Source organism: Methylophaga sp. OBS3, assembly GCF_026319325.1.
Classification (GTDB): domain Bacteria; phylum Pseudomonadota; class Gammaproteobacteria; order Nitrosococcales; family Methylophagaceae; genus Methylophaga.
The window spans coordinates 172,582-187,621 of record NZ_JAPDMU010000002.1; the positions used below are offsets into that span (position 1 = coordinate 172,582).

19 protein-coding genes are annotated in these 15,040 nt (G+C 43.4%); 6 read left to right on the top strand and 13 right to left on the bottom strand.

From position 1 onward, the window contains the following. Positions 1 to 7: 7 nt before the first annotated feature. Positions 8 to 2,158, top strand: coding sequence for an EAL domain-containing protein (locus OMP94_RS05195; protein ID WP_266276839.1), 2,151 nt, complete (start codon positions 8 to 10; stop codon positions 2,156 to 2,158). Positions 2,159 to 2,166: 8 nt separating this feature from the next. On the opposite strand, the gene OMP94_RS05200 is transcribed toward OMP94_RS05195, so the two are convergent. Further along, positions 2,167 to 3,024 (bottom strand): alpha/beta hydrolase, encoded by an 858-nt coding sequence (locus OMP94_RS05200; protein ID WP_266276841.1) that lies wholly within the window; start codon positions 3,022 to 3,024, stop codon positions 2,167 to 2,169. Beyond that, a complete protein-coding gene (locus OMP94_RS05205) occupies positions 3,024 to 3,437 on the bottom strand; it encodes a hypothetical protein (RefSeq protein ID WP_266276843.1) in 414 nt (137 codons plus the stop codon). Before OMP94_RS05205 ends, OMP94_RS05200 begins: the two co-directional genes overlap by 1 nt. A gap of 101 nt (positions 3,438 to 3,538) precedes the next feature. On the opposite strand from OMP94_RS05205, the gene OMP94_RS05210 reads away from it, so the two are divergent. Next, positions 3,539 to 4,681 carry a WG repeat-containing protein gene (locus tag OMP94_RS05210; RefSeq protein ID WP_266276845.1) on the top strand — a complete coding sequence of 381 codons (1,143 nt, stop codon included), beginning with the start codon at positions 3,539 to 3,541 and terminating at the stop codon, positions 4,679 to 4,681. Here the strand turns inward: OMP94_RS05210 and OMP94_RS05215 are convergent. Together OMP94_RS05215 and OMP94_RS05220 are read right to left on the bottom strand one after the other, a co-directional pair. Further along, positions 4,678 to 6,081, bottom strand: a complete 1,404-nt coding sequence (locus OMP94_RS05215; protein WP_266276847.1) for a sigma-54-dependent transcriptional regulator — start codon at positions 6,079 to 6,081, stop codon at positions 4,678 to 4,680. The two genes, OMP94_RS05210 and OMP94_RS05215, sit on opposite strands and share 4 nt — an antisense overlap. Next, positions 6,074 to 7,534 carry a sensor histidine kinase gene (locus OMP94_RS05220; protein ID WP_266276849.1) on the bottom strand — a complete coding sequence of 487 codons (1,461 nt, stop codon included), beginning with the start codon at positions 7,532 to 7,534 and terminating at the stop codon, positions 6,074 to 6,076. Before OMP94_RS05220 ends, OMP94_RS05215 begins: the two co-directional genes overlap by 8 nt. A 193-nt stretch (positions 7,535 to 7,727) precedes the next feature. Here OMP94_RS05220 and OMP94_RS05225 point away from each other — a divergent pair, with 193 nt between their 5' ends. Next, positions 7,728 to 8,126, top strand: a complete 399-nt coding sequence (locus OMP94_RS05225) for a DUF4168 domain-containing protein (protein ID WP_266276854.1) — start codon at positions 7,728 to 7,730, stop codon at positions 8,124 to 8,126. Between the two features lie 54 nt (positions 8,127 to 8,180). Here OMP94_RS05225 and OMP94_RS05230 read toward each other — a convergent pair whose 3' ends face one another. Further along, positions 8,181 to 8,357 carry a hypothetical protein gene (locus OMP94_RS05230; protein ID WP_266276856.1) on the bottom strand — a complete coding sequence of 59 codons (177 nt, stop codon included), beginning with the start codon at positions 8,355 to 8,357 and terminating at the stop codon, positions 8,181 to 8,183. A gap of 195 nt (positions 8,358 to 8,552) precedes the next feature. Between OMP94_RS05230 and OMP94_RS05235 the strand changes: the two genes are divergently transcribed. Continuing rightward, positions 8,553 to 9,074 (top strand): lipocalin family protein, encoded by a 522-nt coding sequence (locus tag OMP94_RS05235; protein ID WP_266276858.1) that lies wholly within the window; start codon positions 8,553 to 8,555, stop codon positions 9,072 to 9,074. A 2-nt stretch (positions 9,075 to 9,076) separates the two neighbouring features. Here OMP94_RS05235 and OMP94_RS05240 read toward each other — a convergent pair whose 3' ends face one another. From OMP94_RS05240 to OMP94_RS05265, 6 genes are all read right to left on the bottom strand, one after another. Next, on the bottom strand, positions 9,077 to 10,450 hold the full coding sequence (locus tag OMP94_RS05240; RefSeq protein WP_266276862.1) for a sodium:solute symporter family protein: 1,374 nt from the start codon (positions 10,448 to 10,450) through the stop codon (positions 9,077 to 9,079). A 123-nt stretch (positions 10,451 to 10,573) separates the two neighbouring features. After that, on the bottom strand, positions 10,574 to 10,765 hold the full coding sequence (locus OMP94_RS05245) for a YjfB family protein (protein WP_266276864.1): 192 nt from the start codon (positions 10,763 to 10,765) through the stop codon (positions 10,574 to 10,576). 9 nt (positions 10,766 to 10,774) lie between these two features. Further along, entirely contained in the window at positions 10,775 to 11,131 is a 357-nt protein-coding gene (locus OMP94_RS05250; RefSeq protein ID WP_266276866.1) for a hypothetical protein, read from the bottom strand. 88 nt (positions 11,132 to 11,219) lie between these two features. Next, positions 11,220 to 11,651, bottom strand: coding sequence for a phage holin family protein (locus OMP94_RS05255; protein ID WP_266276868.1), 432 nt, complete (start codon positions 11,649 to 11,651; stop codon positions 11,220 to 11,222). 30 nt (positions 11,652 to 11,681) lie between these two features. Then, the gene (locus OMP94_RS05260; RefSeq protein ID WP_266276870.1) at positions 11,682 to 11,951 is read right to left on the bottom strand and encodes a DUF883 family protein; all 270 of its coding nucleotides are present in this window, start codon (positions 11,949 to 11,951) and stop codon (positions 11,682 to 11,684) included. An 82-nt stretch (positions 11,952 to 12,033) separates the two neighbouring features. Continuing rightward, on the bottom strand, positions 12,034 to 12,216 hold the full coding sequence (locus OMP94_RS05265) for a hypothetical protein (RefSeq protein ID WP_266276874.1): 183 nt from the start codon (positions 12,214 to 12,216) through the stop codon (positions 12,034 to 12,036). 205 nt (positions 12,217 to 12,421) lie between these two features. Here OMP94_RS05265 and OMP94_RS05270 point away from each other — a divergent pair, with 205 nt between their 5' ends. Together OMP94_RS05270 and OMP94_RS05275 are read left to right on the top strand one after the other, a co-directional pair. Beyond that, positions 12,422 to 12,586 (top strand): DUF1328 domain-containing protein, encoded by a 165-nt coding sequence (locus OMP94_RS05270; RefSeq protein ID WP_266276877.1) that lies wholly within the window; start codon positions 12,422 to 12,424, stop codon positions 12,584 to 12,586. 142 nt (positions 12,587 to 12,728) lie between these two features. Further along, positions 12,729 to 13,457, top strand: a complete 729-nt coding sequence (locus OMP94_RS05275; RefSeq protein ID WP_266276879.1) for a Crp/Fnr family transcriptional regulator — start codon at positions 12,729 to 12,731, stop codon at positions 13,455 to 13,457. A 3-nt stretch (positions 13,458 to 13,460) separates the two neighbouring features. On the opposite strand, the gene OMP94_RS05280 is transcribed toward OMP94_RS05275, so the two are convergent. Together OMP94_RS05280 and OMP94_RS05285 are read right to left on the bottom strand one after the other, a co-directional pair. After that, positions 13,461 to 14,060: a nucleotidyltransferase family protein gene (locus tag OMP94_RS05280; protein ID WP_266276881.1), complete on the bottom strand. Its 600-nt coding sequence runs from the start codon at positions 14,058 to 14,060 to the stop codon at positions 13,461 to 13,463. Further along, on the bottom strand, positions 14,047 to 15,039 hold the full coding sequence (locus OMP94_RS05285; protein ID WP_266276883.1) for an XdhC family protein: 993 nt from the start codon (positions 15,037 to 15,039) through the stop codon (positions 14,047 to 14,049). Before OMP94_RS05285 ends, OMP94_RS05280 begins: the two co-directional genes overlap by 14 nt. Position 15,040 lies beyond the last annotated feature (1 nt).

Below are 15,040 nucleotides of genomic sequence, written 5' to 3' on the forward strand. Positions count from 1 at the left end.
TTAAGCCATGGCAGAATTGAAATTACTCATACTTGATGACGACGATCTGACTGGGCAAACACTCAAGAATGTCGCTGAATTTGCTGGCATGTCTGTCAAACTTGCTGATAATCCAAACGACTTTTTTGCTTATCTAGAAAACTGGTCACCGAGTCATATTGCCTTAGATCTCGTGATGCCAGAAATGGATGGTGTACAAGTATTAGCTGAATTAAGTGCTCGCAATGTTGACGCCAATATCATGATTACTAGTGGCGTTGGTCATCAAGTCTTGCAAGCAGCCGCTCGCTCAGCCGCCGCGCACGGTCTTAATATCATTGGTATTTTACCGAAGCCCTTTAACCCTAGAAGCTTTCGTGAGCTCATTGATCATGTGCCTCAACATACCCATGAGTTGATTGAGCACACTGAGCTAAGACAAAATACCGTTGCTACCGTAGCTGATTTACAACTCGCCATTGAACAACATAAGTTAGACGTCGTCTTTCAGCCAAAAGTAGAATGTCAAAGTGGTATGTTAATTGGTTTTGAAACACTAGCACGTTGGCACCACCCCATTCATGGCCATATCCCCCCCGATCAATTCATCGCTATTGCTGAGCAAAACCAATTAATTGACTCTTTAACGGAAGTTGTATTCCAAAAAGCTTTGCATTGGTTTAGTAATTTTTGTGCTGAACAAAAAGTCAAAAGACCGAGCTTAAATAGCAAGCCACTATTATGCTCTATCAATATTTCCGCACTGTCACTGAAGAACTTAGCGTTATTTAATACGCTTGAGCAATTGTGTCAGCAGTATCAAATCCATCCCGAACAAATTTTGCTCGAACTGACCGAAACTGGGGCCATGGATGACCCCATCGCATCCCTAGATATTCTGACCCGATTAAGGATGAAAGGATTTTTACTCTCCATTGATGATTTTGGTACCGGCTTTTCATCAATGTTGCAGTTAGTGCGAATGCCTTTTTCTGAAGTTAAAGTCGATAAATCATTTGTGATGACCGCTTTACACTCTCGCGAGTCTCGGCTTGTTATCAAAGCAATCGTTGATCTCGCACATAGTCTAGGCATGTTGGTCATTGCAGAAGGTATCGAAGATGCGCAAACACTCGCTTTTTTACAGCAACTAGGCTGTGATAAAGCTCAAGGCTATTTTATTGGACGACCTTTGCAGGCCAGCCAAATTTCTGGATGGCTAGAGCAGCGAGTCGAACTCATCGAACAACAACGCCTTCACAAATTACTGTCTCTGAATATTCTCGACACACCTGCGGAGCAACGATTTGACCGCATCACCCGCTTGGCGAAACGTCTATTTAATGTGCCAATTAGTCTCGTGTCATTTATTGACGAAGACAGACAATGGTTTAAATCTAAAGTTGGTATTGATGTCTCTGAAACTTCCCGTGAACAGGCATTTTGCAATCACACCATTCAGGGTGATAAACCGCTTGTGGTTATGGATGCGAGCCGCCACCCAACCTTTCAGAACAATTTATTGGTCACCGGCGCACCACACATTAGGTTTTATGCAGGCTATCCGGTTAAAGCACCAAGCGGTGAGCGTTTAGGCAGCCTTTGCGTAATTGATGACAAACCACGTACTTTTTCTGAAAATGACCGCCAATTACTGAATGAGCTTGGCCTAATGGTAGAAGAAGAAATCGCCAACAACCTACAATTCAGTGAAGATCAAGTCACGGGTTTACTCAACCGGCGCGGTTTTGAGATACGAGCACAACATATGTTGGATCTCTGTCAGATGCAAAACTTATCCGCTGCTTTGATTTATTTTGACTTAGACAGCCTTAAACCTATTCACGATAAAGTTGGTTTTAAAGCATCAGAAGTGGCGCTCAAACAATTCGCTACCATAGTGCAAAATAACTTTCGTGAGTCCGATTTGGTGGCTCGAATTGGCAGCGATGAGTTTGTCGCTTTAATGGTGAACCAGCATAAATCACACAATAATCAGTTGGTATTACAACGGTTAGCCGAGACAGTTACTGCTTATAACAGTCATGTTAGTGTAAATGAACAACTTCGTTATAGTGTTGGCATTGCAGAAACCAACGACAGCGAAGACTTTCAATTGCAGCAACTATATAACCAAGCAGATCAGGCTCGCTACACCAGCATGCAAAGACAGAGCTAAATTGCCAACTAAAGGGTATCGGTTTTTGCTTCAATAAACGCAATAATTGGCTTCAAAAGAGCACCATCGCCCCGTAAAGGTTTGGCTAATTTGGCGACCATCGCTACATGACCATGATCAGGATAACGCACAAGCGACACTTCCCCACCTGATGCTGATATTTTCTCTGATAAATGATAGCTATTACGGGGCAAAACTGTTCGATCACGCTCGCCCACCATTAACAACATCGGTGGATTTTCACCATTCACATAGTTAATTGGCTGGGATTGTTCTTGTAACGCTTCATCACCAAAAATCGACTTTAACGTTTTGCTTTTTAGGGGTAAAAAATCATAAGGTCCTGCCAGTCCGACCACACCAGAGATCATTGATGGTGTGAGTTTATGAGGGGCAAGATATCGTTTATCTAAAGCAAGTAAGCTTGCGATATGTGCACCAGCAGAATGTCCTGCCACAAATATTTGGTCAGAATTTCCGGCATATTTATCGATATGTAGCTTGGTCCAAGCAAGTGCTGCAGCGGCATCATGCATAAATGTCGGAAAAACGACTTCAGGATAAACCCGATAGTCAGCGATAACGACCGTTATACCCTGGCTACTTAAAGCCTCACCGACAAATTTATAATCTTTTTTATTACCGGCTTCCCAACCACCACCGTAATAAAAAACCACTACTGGGTTATCAGGTTTACGTTGATTGGGCAGATAAATATCTAACTTTTGCCGCTCATGGTTTCCGTAAGCAATGTCCTGCTGCAAGAAATAGCCATGGCTTGGCACCAAGCCATTGAGCATGTTGACTGGCGAACAGGCTGTCAAAACTAATGCGGATAAACCACTTAAAAACTTTTTTAATGCCATCAGGTTTTTCTGAAAGATTGTAAGCGTTCACATACTTTTATAGCGTCATTCATATTGCGCTTGGCAATTGAAACACGTTTATCTTCAATCATCGCTATCATGGCAATAACACCCGCAATACTGACAAAAATACCGGCATAGCCCCCAGACAACCACGCAATAAACATCGCAGCCATGATTAAGCCACATACTTGCACCACCATCCACTGAGATGCCCAACGTTCTTTGATACAAGTTAAGCGTTTATCCTGCCACCGTTCAATCAAAGTGGTCAGTTGCTCGTCAGTTAAGACACTCAAATTTGCGTAGTAATCGATGCCGATAATCTCATCGTTATAATTACGCGATGCTAACGTGATATCTTCAGCCGACTCCATTAAGACTTTGTAAGTATCTTCATCACGTTCAATCATACTGCCCCCTATCCTTGTTGTAGCGCTAAGAGCAACTTTTCACGGGATTTTCACAATCTGGCGACCACCATCAATTCAACAACATTAATATATTGATTTGTATGACACTTCCAGACGTAAAAACCATTGTTCAAGGATCTACGTTGATCCTGCTGCTCAGCTTCAGTGCGTGGAGCAATGCTTATCAGCCTACCATGGCTTTTAGCGAAAATCTGGCGATAAATTTCCATTTTGATGCTGCAGGTAATTTTAATGATGGCAACGCCGTTGTTGTAATGGCCAAGCGCGGCAAATTGACAATGGCAATTATCGACCAACAAGGCAACGTGTTATTTGAAGCAGATGAAATAGCCGACTTCTCTGGAGACATTGCGCCTTTTAGAACCGACCGTTTATGGGGCGTTGTTGATCGTAAGGGAAAAGTAGTGCTTTCCCCAACTTACCTTCGCATGCATTTATTTTCAGAGCGGCGAGCCGCCGTTCTCAAAGATAACCTTTGGGGTTATATCAACGCTGAGGGCAGTGAAGTTATATCCCCACAATTTTCAGAGGCTACTGTTTTCTCTGAAGGTCTTGCCGCTGTCAAAAACAGTGCGGGTAAATGGGGTTATATTGATCATAACGGCGAATGGCAAATCCAAGCAGAATTTGATGAAACGATGGCTTTTAATGAACAACTAGCCGCTGTAAAAATTGGCGAAAATTGGGGTTATGTATCAAATTCTGGTGAGCTTATGATCAAGCCTCAATATGCACAAGCTCGAATATTTAAGGATGGCTATGCCGCTGTTTTTGATGATGGCTACTGGGGATATATTGATAGACACGGCAAATGGTTGGTTAAACCACAGTTTATAGCTGCCAAAACCTTTAATGAGGGGTTTGCAGCTGTTCAGCTTAATGATGGCTATAACTTCATTGATATGACTGGAAAACCACTTAATGACGTTCGATATGATGATGCCTGGTCATTTCATGAAGGGTTAGCGCGTGTCGAGGTAAACAGTAAAGTCGGCTTTATACAACCCAATGGTGAGTGGGCGATAACACCACAGTATCAGTGGGCACAATCATTTAAAGGCGGGCTTGCTCCAGTAACCGAAAATTATTGGGAGTATGGCTATATTGATCAATCAGGCCAAATGGTTATCGAAGCACAGTTTGAAAACGCCAAGCCATTTTTTGATGGCAAAGCAGCCGTTCAATTACATGGTAAGTGGGGCTATATTTCTTTGCCCAATTAATCTTGTTCCGTATCTTCTTCATCAAGCCAACGATACAGCGTTCGTCTGCCAATACCCAGTAAAGCGGCAGCGCGACGTTTATTTCCATTCACCTCATTAAGGACTTTTTTAACATAGCGTTTTTGAAGTTGATCTAACGTTGGCAGTACTGACCCCACCAATAAATCTGCATCAATTTCTGTTGAGTTCTCAGATGGGTTCACTTTCTTATCAGCCGAAACTTGCGTTAAACGTGCTGGCAAATGTGTCGATTTAACTAAATTCTCACTACAAAATGCTGTTGCTCGCTCGATAACATTCTGCAGCTCACGAACATTTCCAGGAAAGTCATAACCGCGAATTACCGACAAGGCTTCCTCGCTAAAGCCTTTGATCTTTTTCCCTTGAGCCACCGCCATACTTTGCAAAAACTGTAATGCCAATAACTCACGGTCTTCATCACGCTCTCGTAGTGACGGCACACTGAGTGCGAAAGTCTCTAAACGATAAAATAGATCTTCACGAAATAGCCCCTCAGCCACTTGCTGGCGTAAATCTCGATGTGTGGCCGCAATGATTCTAACGTCGACCTGTTCCTCGGTATCCTGACCAACCGGTCGTATTGAACCATCTTGTAGGGCTCTCAATAACTTTGCTTGCAACGCCATAGGCATTTCAGCAATTTCATCTAACAACAAACTACCGCCATTCGCTTGCTGTAAAAGTCCCTTTCGGGCTTTACCTGCACCAGTAAAGGCGCCTGCGGCATGCCCAAAAAACTCACTCTCAAGTAACTCTTGTGGAATACCTGCACAGTTGACAGCTAAATAAGGGCCGTCAGCGCGATCACTCTCGTTATGGAGCGCTTTCGCGACAAGCTCTTTACCCGTACCACTCTCACCATTAATTAATACTGGCCCTTGTGCTCTGGCAATCACTTTGATTTGCTCAAACAAATTTCGCATGGCTTGGCTACGACCAAACATGCCATGAAAGTCTTTTTGCTTACTGAGCTTTCGAAACTGATAAAGCTCATCCTTTAAATCACGGTTTGCTACGACACGATTAACTGCCAACAAGAAGTGATCTAAATCTAAAGGCTTGGTCAGAAAGTCATCAGCACCTGCCTGCAACGCTTCAACAGCCTGACGCACGCTCCCAAAAGCGGTGATCACAATTAATCCTGGCCGTTTATCCTCAGGCCAGTTTTCAACAACGTGTTTCACTAAAGACATGCCATTGCCATCAGGCAAACGCATATCCGTCACAATCAAAGTTGGTTGATGGCTGCCCAACCAATCTAAAGCACTCGCTAATTCATGGTGAATAGATAAATCCCAGTTCTGTGCCTCAAGCTCATCAGCAATAAGTCTGCTTAATGCTTCATCATCTTCGAGAATTAAAACCTGCTTTTTAGGCATTGGGCTGTTGCTCATCCTGTTTGTTTAATGGAAACCGTAACTGGAAACAGGCGCCGCCAAGCTGGCTGTCGACTAATGCGATACTTGCCTGATGGTCACGAAGTACTCTTTTTACAATGGCTAACCCTAGACCACTGCCCTGACCCGGTACTTTGCTGGTCACAAAGGGCTCAAAAATCTGAGCTTTTAATGTGTCTGGGATTCCTTCACCGGCATCATCAATCATGATTGATAAGTAACGTTCATCTTGTTGCCAAAGGATTTCCACAGGGCCTTTGGGACAGGCTTGGCAAGCATTTCTCAAAAGATTGACTAAAGCTTGTTCAAGACCTAATGACTCACCATACAACGTGACGTCAGGCCCGCCTTTTACCGTGATTTTTCCAGCATATTCATCAAGTAAAGCAACGGCTCGAGCCACTAACGACGGTACTGATAACTGTCTTTTCTCGGAACGGGAAGAGCGACCATAACTCAACAGTTGCTGAATAATCGCCGTCATGCGGGCTGATTGATCTTTGATCTCTTGTAACTCTTTTTGGTCGGTCGCATCAGGTAAGCGTCGCATTAATCGACTTGCTCGACCATCAACGACACTTAAAGGCGCCCCTAACTCATGGGCGACACCCGCTGATAATTGGCCTAATACTGCCAAGGTTTCATTTTGGCGGAGCTTTTCAGCCATCATTTCACGTGCTTCACGCTGGGTTAGTTCTCTGGCATTGGCGGCATCTATCGCATCCAACATGCCATTTAAGCCACTCGCTAGTTCATTTATTTCTAATGGCCCCTGCATCTCGGCGCGATGAGCTTTCTCACCATCCCGAACCCGTTGCATGCTCTGTAATAACTGCTCCATTGGCCGACCTATCGCCCGCTGGTGGGCAAAAGCCAAAGTGCCGAGGATAATTATCGACACCAATACAAAACCGCTCCATGCCCAATACTGCAACTCGTTTAGTTCACGCTCAATATCACTGCGACGTCGGGTCACTTGTAATAGACCGTTAGGCTGCCCTGTCGCATCAAATATAGGCATAAAAAAAGAATAAACGTTACGGCCACGAATACGCTCATATTGCGCAAACTCACCATCAACAATCTGTGCCAAGGCTTCTGTTGCTTGCTGTCTTGTTGGGTTAACAGCACCAAAACTACTTAATCGCTGACCATATTTATCAAAAACATAGGCGCCATAAACTTCAGTAATGCCAAAAACAGATGCCATGCTGTTTTGTAATTGCTCCAAATCACGGCGCTCTATTGCTTGTGAGATAGGCAAATGAATGGTTCGCGCGACGAGTTGTAAGTCTCGTTGCATTCTTGACTCAATAAACTGCCCAACCAAAGCAAGACCGACAGCCAACATGATTGCAAGCAACAATAAAACTGGCACTGCAACTTGGATCAGCAGCACAGAGCGTAAACTTTTAAAACCTTTAAAAAATCGCATTATTTGTTATTACCAAAAATGGCGCATGCGTCAAAGTGACACATATTTATGTCGTTTTCAAGTATTGCTAATTTTCCGCCAAAACCCATGAAAACAGGTAACCAATTGATTTAAATTAATATATTTTAATTCAAGCTAGTCTGGCATGGTTTTCGCTCAATACCATTTGCATTTAATCCAAAAGGAGAAGCAAATGATGAAATCAAAACTGACTACTGCAATGGCTTTGTTAATGGCGATGGGTTTAAGCACCTCTGCATTTGCAGCAGGTACTGCTGAGCCAGAACGGGCGGCACCTGATAAAGGACCATCGCCTCAGGCACAGGAAGTACCAACTAATTTCAGTGACAGTGATTTGGAAAAATTTGCTGACGTTCAAGAAGATCTGGAAGGTATTCGTACTGAATACTCTGGCAAGCTGGAAAGCACCGAAGATCCAGATCAAGCTGCAGAGCTGCAACAGGAAGCTAGCCAAAAAATGGTTCAGGTTGTTCAAGATGCGGGCATGGACGTCGAGACTTATAGCAACATCGCACTAGCATTACAGAGCGATGCTGAACTACGAGACAAAGTTCAATCAATGATGAACTAGAAGCAATTCTCTCTTGTACGTAAAAAAGCCGGGGTAATCCCGGCTTTTTTATTTTTAACCATAGAGCAACATGGCATTCATGGGGACACGATGCTGAAGATCGTCGCAGCTACCTACCGATGGCTGTTCGCTGACCGGTTGATCTTTATACCAAATCCGACATTGACCAGCTGGAGGTAAATAATTTTCTGGCACACTACTGCGTGTTTCGTAATAACGTTCATTACTCATAACAGTATATGCTGCGCATCCCGAAACCGCCGTCAAAGACAGGCTTAACAACAAAAGTTTAAAAAGCCGCATTAGAAATATGCCTCGTTGCAATTTATTTGGCTTAACCTATCACTAACTGTCAGCCAAGGAAATCACTATTTCAGGAACTGATAGCGTTGCTTATCAATCAATAAAGTAAAAAATAGGATTAATATGCGCTTCGTTACTCTCGTCACAACACTTTTTTTACTGTCTGCCTGCACCTCTGCACCAGAAGGCATTCGCCCGGTAAATAACTTTGAGCTTGAGCGGTATCTGGGGGAGTGGCATGAAATCGCTAGACTGGACCACAGTTTTGAGCAAGGCATGGAACAAGTAACCGCCGAATACAGCCTGCGTGATGATGGTGGTGTAAAAGTCATCAACCGAGGTTACTTAACCGAAGAAAAAACCTGGAAACAAGCGGAAGGCAAAGCCTTCTTCGTTAAAGACGCCAATACGGGCCACCTCAAAGTGTCTTTTTTTGGCCCATTTTATGGTGCCTATGTCATTTTTGACTTAGACCAAGATGCTTATCAATACGCCTATATTGCAGGTCCCAACCGCGACTACTTATGGCTTTTGGCTCGTAGCCCTAAAATTAGCAACGAACGAAAACAAGACTTTGTAAAGCAAGCCAAGGATTATGGCTTTGCCACTGACAAACTTATCTGGTTAGATACACCACCGGAATAAATTTAGGCTGCTGACTGGGTAGGTTTACGATCAATCGATACAAATGCCAGCAAGTTAGCTAATGTTCCTAGCACTAAGCCATCAACATTGAGTGGCCCACCGAGCAGGGTATTCCAAATAATTGCAACACTAATACCGGCCATTGCACCAGCAATAAAACGGCGCTGACTGACATGAAAGCCCAATACCGCCATACATAATGGCACTAGTACCGTTGGCGCCCAGAAATTGTAGGCATAGATCAAAATTTCAATCACGCTGTCGATTGATAACGCAAAAATCACTGACAAGATACCTACTAAAAGCGTTACCGACTGAGTAAGTCTTAACTCTGCTTTTTCAGATAATGGTGTTTCTCTTAATGGCGCCACTATATCGTTACTAAATGCGATAGAGGCTGAGTTCAGGAATGAATCAGCTGATGACATGATGATTGAGACGATTGCCGCTGCCACAATGCCTTGAAGTACTGGTGGTACGGCTTCTTGAATAACATAAGGCATCGATAGGTTGGCATCTAAACTCGGCTCCATCGCCAATGCCACTAAACCAATCAAGCCTGTGATGGCAAAAAACGGAATTGAAAATAAACCGCTTAGTAATGAACCTTTAGATACATCGTTACTCGATTTACCAATCAACAAACGTTGTAGATAGGGCGGAACCAGAGTTTCGCCCAACATAAATGTCAAAAACAGTGACAGTAACGCCAAAATGGCTAGTGGTTCTGTTGGTAAACTGAGATTTGCCACTGGCACCTTGTCGACCAGTGACTGCCAGCCACCAACGGCTTGAATACCGAAATACAACGTCATGGGAATACCAATTGCCAGAACAATGAATTGAATAACATCCGTCCAAACAACCGCTCGCATACCACCAACCGTTGAGTAGGCAATCACAATCCCACAACCTATCAGAATGCCCCAAACCTTATCGACATCAAGAAACAGGTTAAAGACATAACCCATCGCCCCAATTTGTGCGCCAAGGATGCCGGCACAAAGGGCTATTGCAAAAAAACCACTAAATAACCGGGCACCACGACCATAATGATGCTCCATGATGTCACCAACAGAAATTGCTTCCGGGTAATTGCTCATCCTTGGCGCAATGTAGCGTGCCACTAGTATCTCTTTAACACTGAAGCCCCATAAAGCCACGATATTGCTGACACCTACCAAGAAGACTTTCTCGGCATTACCCATGGAAAAACCACCACCGATAAATGAGGCAGATAAGGTTGCAAATATGACCAACATGCCAAACGACTTACCGGCCAAAGCAAAATCTTTCATCCCTTTCATTTCACGACCAGCCCATAAACCGACCAGCAAAACAATAAAGAGATAGGTGATTACAACGATTTTTTCCATGACCTAAGCTTCCTTGACGCAATGATAGCTTGAAGCTTACGTGTTTAACTTACTACTGAAAAGCAGTAACTAATGGGTTCTCAAGGATTTTGTCTGCCAGAAAGGCAGAAATAGATAGATTTTTTAGACTTTGATATTAATGATATTGCCACTGGTAGCCGTTGCAGCAGGAACACTGTTCAACATTTGAAGTAATGCAGCACCTTGGGCCTCTAACTGCTCATTAGCCAACTTAACAATTGCTGTCTGTTGTTGGACAGCAATATCTTGCGAGCTAAGTGCACTTGCTAATTGAATAATACTGCTACTATCCATGATTATCTCCTAGCTCAAGACTTTATTGGCCACTTGTTCTACAACAAAGCCTAAGTGCTGGCGAATTTCATTACGGTGTAATGTCTGTTGCTCAGCAATCTCGGCGGCAGATAGCCCTTCAGACCAGTGTAACCTCGCAATATCTCGAGTATCACCGGTAAGACTATTAATCACTTCTATTGTCATCTGATCTTCAATATAGCTATTGTCAATCTCTGACTCCGGCACTGGGATATATAATGGCTGCCGAACCTGCTGCCCCCACCGCTCTAGTAATAGTCCTGCACGTGTAATTCTCTCTCGGCGTGCTTCCTGCATATTGGTCATACGCAGCTTGGCTGCATTGCGATTCAGTTTTTTACCCATCGTCGCCGCCCCTATAGGTGTTACATCGTCAAATTTTGCTGAAAGTTTAATTAAATCACACATCTTTGTGATTTAAGTTTACTTATTCCTACTTTAATTGGCGATCAACAAACTGTTTGATCAATTTGCGTGCATCAGCATTACTACCTAGCAATGTGCCGGCCAATGCGGCAAGGGTTAAACTTCTACCCGGATGTTTAACGATCCAATCACTGATGGCAGGATCAATTGACTGCTGCATTCCTGCCTCTAAAAACATTAATACTTGTTGCATTGAGTCATTTGATTCACGCGCTGGTTTCGATTTGTTTTTCATTGAAAACAACTTCGCAGCCAATAGTGCTAACAACGCCAAAAAGACAAATGTCAGCGCAGTAAGTAACGCAGCGATATCTGGCGTGAAGTACTGTGACAAATGCAAATACAGTGCAACACCGGCAAAAACAACCGCAATTAGTGCAAACAGCACTGCAACCGCAATTGCAATGCTGTTTATTTTCAGTCGAGTACGCAGACTCATAATGATGGCCCACTTAGGCATGAACACATACTAGCGATCCAGAATTTTGCCTAGCACCAAACCAACACCGAATGCGATTGCTAAACTCGACATTGGATGAGCCTCAACTTCAGACTGAACACGACCATAAGAGTCTTTAGCCTGCTGCTGCACTTTATCGGCAGCATCTTTAACCCGCGCCTGACCTTGCTCAGCATAGGCTGCCGACATGTCCTTAAGCGTTTTGGTCAAGCCAGAAAAATCTTCTCTTAAAGCATTAAGTTGTTTTTGTAATTCTTCATTACTGGTTTGAGTCGCCATTTACCTGTCTCCTTGTTTCTTTTTATCCAGTCAATTTACGATAAATTTTTATGCAGCGTTACAGATAATCGTGACAATGTGATTAATTATCAGTTGCTTCTTCGATTGCATCACCGGTTTCTTCAACCGTTTCATCAATTTGTTCACCTGCTTTTTCCGCTGGGCCTTTATCCTCACAGGCGCTTACTAAACCAACGCTACCAACTACAAATGAAATTAGCAAAGCTCGGCTAAGCATTTTGAAAAAAGTATTTTCTGTGTTCATTTAAAACTCCTTACGTTTTAAGACAAAATAAAACCCATTTGGTTTACTGAAAAATTCTTAACTTAAAAAATTTTTAAATAAATTTTGTTGGTTTTTTGTTTTCTAAGCTAACGGCTGAAGAATCTTGATGCCTTAACGCAGGTTAAAGACGAATGGTTTCAGTTTACTTACCGTAGAAAGCCCTAATATAAAGAAAGGAATTCATATGTTTAGTTGGGCTTTAACGTTTTTAATTGTTGGTTTAATTGCTGGCGTACTGGGCTTAAGTGGCATTGCAGGTACGGCAACTAACATTGCTTGGATTTTATTTGTAATTGGTGTTGTGTTGGCTATTGTCTTCTTTATTACTGGCCGCAAGCCACCGGTTTAAAAATTAATCCTTAATTTTTTTGGCACGATCTGTGAACAGGTCGTGCCTTTTTTATTTGTAAAACTTTATTAATTGCGGAAAAGATTGACGACCTTGAACAGCCCTGTGTAGTCTCAGGAAAATTTTATCTTTAAGGAACGTCATGAATTCGCTCGAGCCAAGCTGTATTGTTCACCAGTTCGAGCGCTTTGCTGAACTGACGCCAACAGAACAACAATTGTTGCACCGCCTTGAAGATGATCCCAGAAACTACGACGCTGACCAAGAGATGGCTGCTATCGGCAGTACGGCGGATAAATTTTTCACATTACAAAGTGGCTGGGCATTTGCAGTTCGAACGCTTGCTGACGGCCAGCGACAAATACTAGACATCTTTTTACCCGGTCAAATTATTGGTTTACGTGATGTCAGTGTTAGCCATAATCTTTCTGAAATCCGCACCTTAACCGATGTGGTTGCCTGCCCTTTTCCACGCCAACGTCTCACAGATATTTTTGACCAAGCACCACGGCTGACCGATTTATTCTTTCTCATTATGGCGCGCGAACAATCAATGTTAATGGAGCGTGTCATCAATATAGGAAGACGTAATGCTGCTGAGCGACTAGCTCACTTCTTAGTTGAGATTCAAACACGCTTAGCCATTCGCAGCCTCGCTTTTACCTTGCCGATGAACCAGACCTTAATAGCCGACACATTAAGTTTATCGTCTGTTCATGTAAGTAGAACGTTTAAGCAGCTCAGGGAAATGGGTTTTGTCGAAAACCAAAATGGTGAGATTGAAATTATTGATCTTGAAGGATTAATTGATTTCTCAGGATTTGACCGAAGCTACCTAGAATTTAATAGTGAGTGGGCACGACCAAGTTGATCTTTATATATCAGCTTGCGTATCAATATCTCTTAAAACGCCATCATCACTACTCAAAACCGGATGAATTTTAGCTTTGTTCGTTTGCAACAACGTCTTAGCACCACGGTCACCTTCTAGAGCAAGTAATGCCTCACGATATTTAGCATTAAAAGCGACCGGATGACCGCGCTGGTCATTAAAAAATGGCGCCGCGATGTCTGCACCATCCTGCATAGCGCCTTCTAATGCGCTTAAAACCGATGCCGTAACCCATGGCATATCAGCAAGACCAATCAACCAGCCAGATGCATCTTGCGATGCCTTAACTCCCGCTTTGATACTCTCACTCATGCCATGCTCAGGTTTATCCACAAAAACTAACTGTATTTTTGCCTGTTGTTCTTTGGGTAATTCTTTAAGCAACGAATTTAAAACGACATCTTGTACTGGCAGCATCAAATAAACCGTTTCAAATACCGCTAACCAATTGGTTAAGGTATGGAGTAGCAATGGCTGATGAATACCATTTAAGTTCAGTGGATGCGCTAACTTATTGCCATTAAAGCGCCGAGAGAATCCGGCGGCAAGAATTAGCGGTGCCAGCGTTTTACTGGCTGGCACACGCTAAACCTGGTGTGGCTTTTTCCGCACTAGCATGACTCTGACGACGTAATTGAATCAGTTGCCCTAAAATTGCGACGGCGATTTCAGGTGGTGTTTTACTGCCAATATTTAAGCCTACTGGTCCGTAAAGACGAGCAATTTCATCAGCAGAAAGGTCAAACATAGCTAAGCGTTCACGTCGGTTTTCATTAGTCCGCGCACTACCAAGTGCTCCCACATAAAAAGCCGGTGACTTTAAGGCTTCTAATAAAGCCATATCATCTAATTTTGGATCATGCGTTAGCGCAACGATAGCAGTATGTGCATCCGGTTGAATATCTAGCACAGCATCATCAGGCATCATTTCCAGCACGGGAATATCATTTAATGGCCAAGCAGCCCTGATTTCAGGACGCGGATCACAAACTAGCACTTGGTAATCCAGCATTTTGGCCATTTCAGCGAGATAAATAGCTGATTGTGCTGCGCCAATAATCAAAAGCCGCCACCTCGGCCCATATTGGAAACGACAGATCGTGTCACTGAGATAAATAACATCAGATTGTTTATTACCAGCAACGATGTTGACAGCCAAACTTTGTCTATCAAGCTGACGTTCTACCAGTTGATGTTGGCTTATGGCAGCAAGTACTTTTTCGACCCATGAGACATCACGGACAGGCTCAACCATTAGATGCAAACTGCCACCACAAGGCAAACCATAACGCTCGGCCTCTTCTCGCGTAGCACCATATACTAAAGTCTCAGCAGAATCATTTGATAACTGACCTGCGGTAGCTTTAGCAATTAAATCATCTTCAACGCACCCCCCGGACACCGAGCCAACCACGACACCATCAGCACGACAAATCAGCATCGCACCAGGCGGCCTAGGGCTAGATCCATAGGTTTTTATCACTGTCACTAACCAGACTGGCTGCTTTTCTTGCAGCCAGTCTCGTAGTGATTTGAAAACGCTTAAATCGAGGCTATCCACG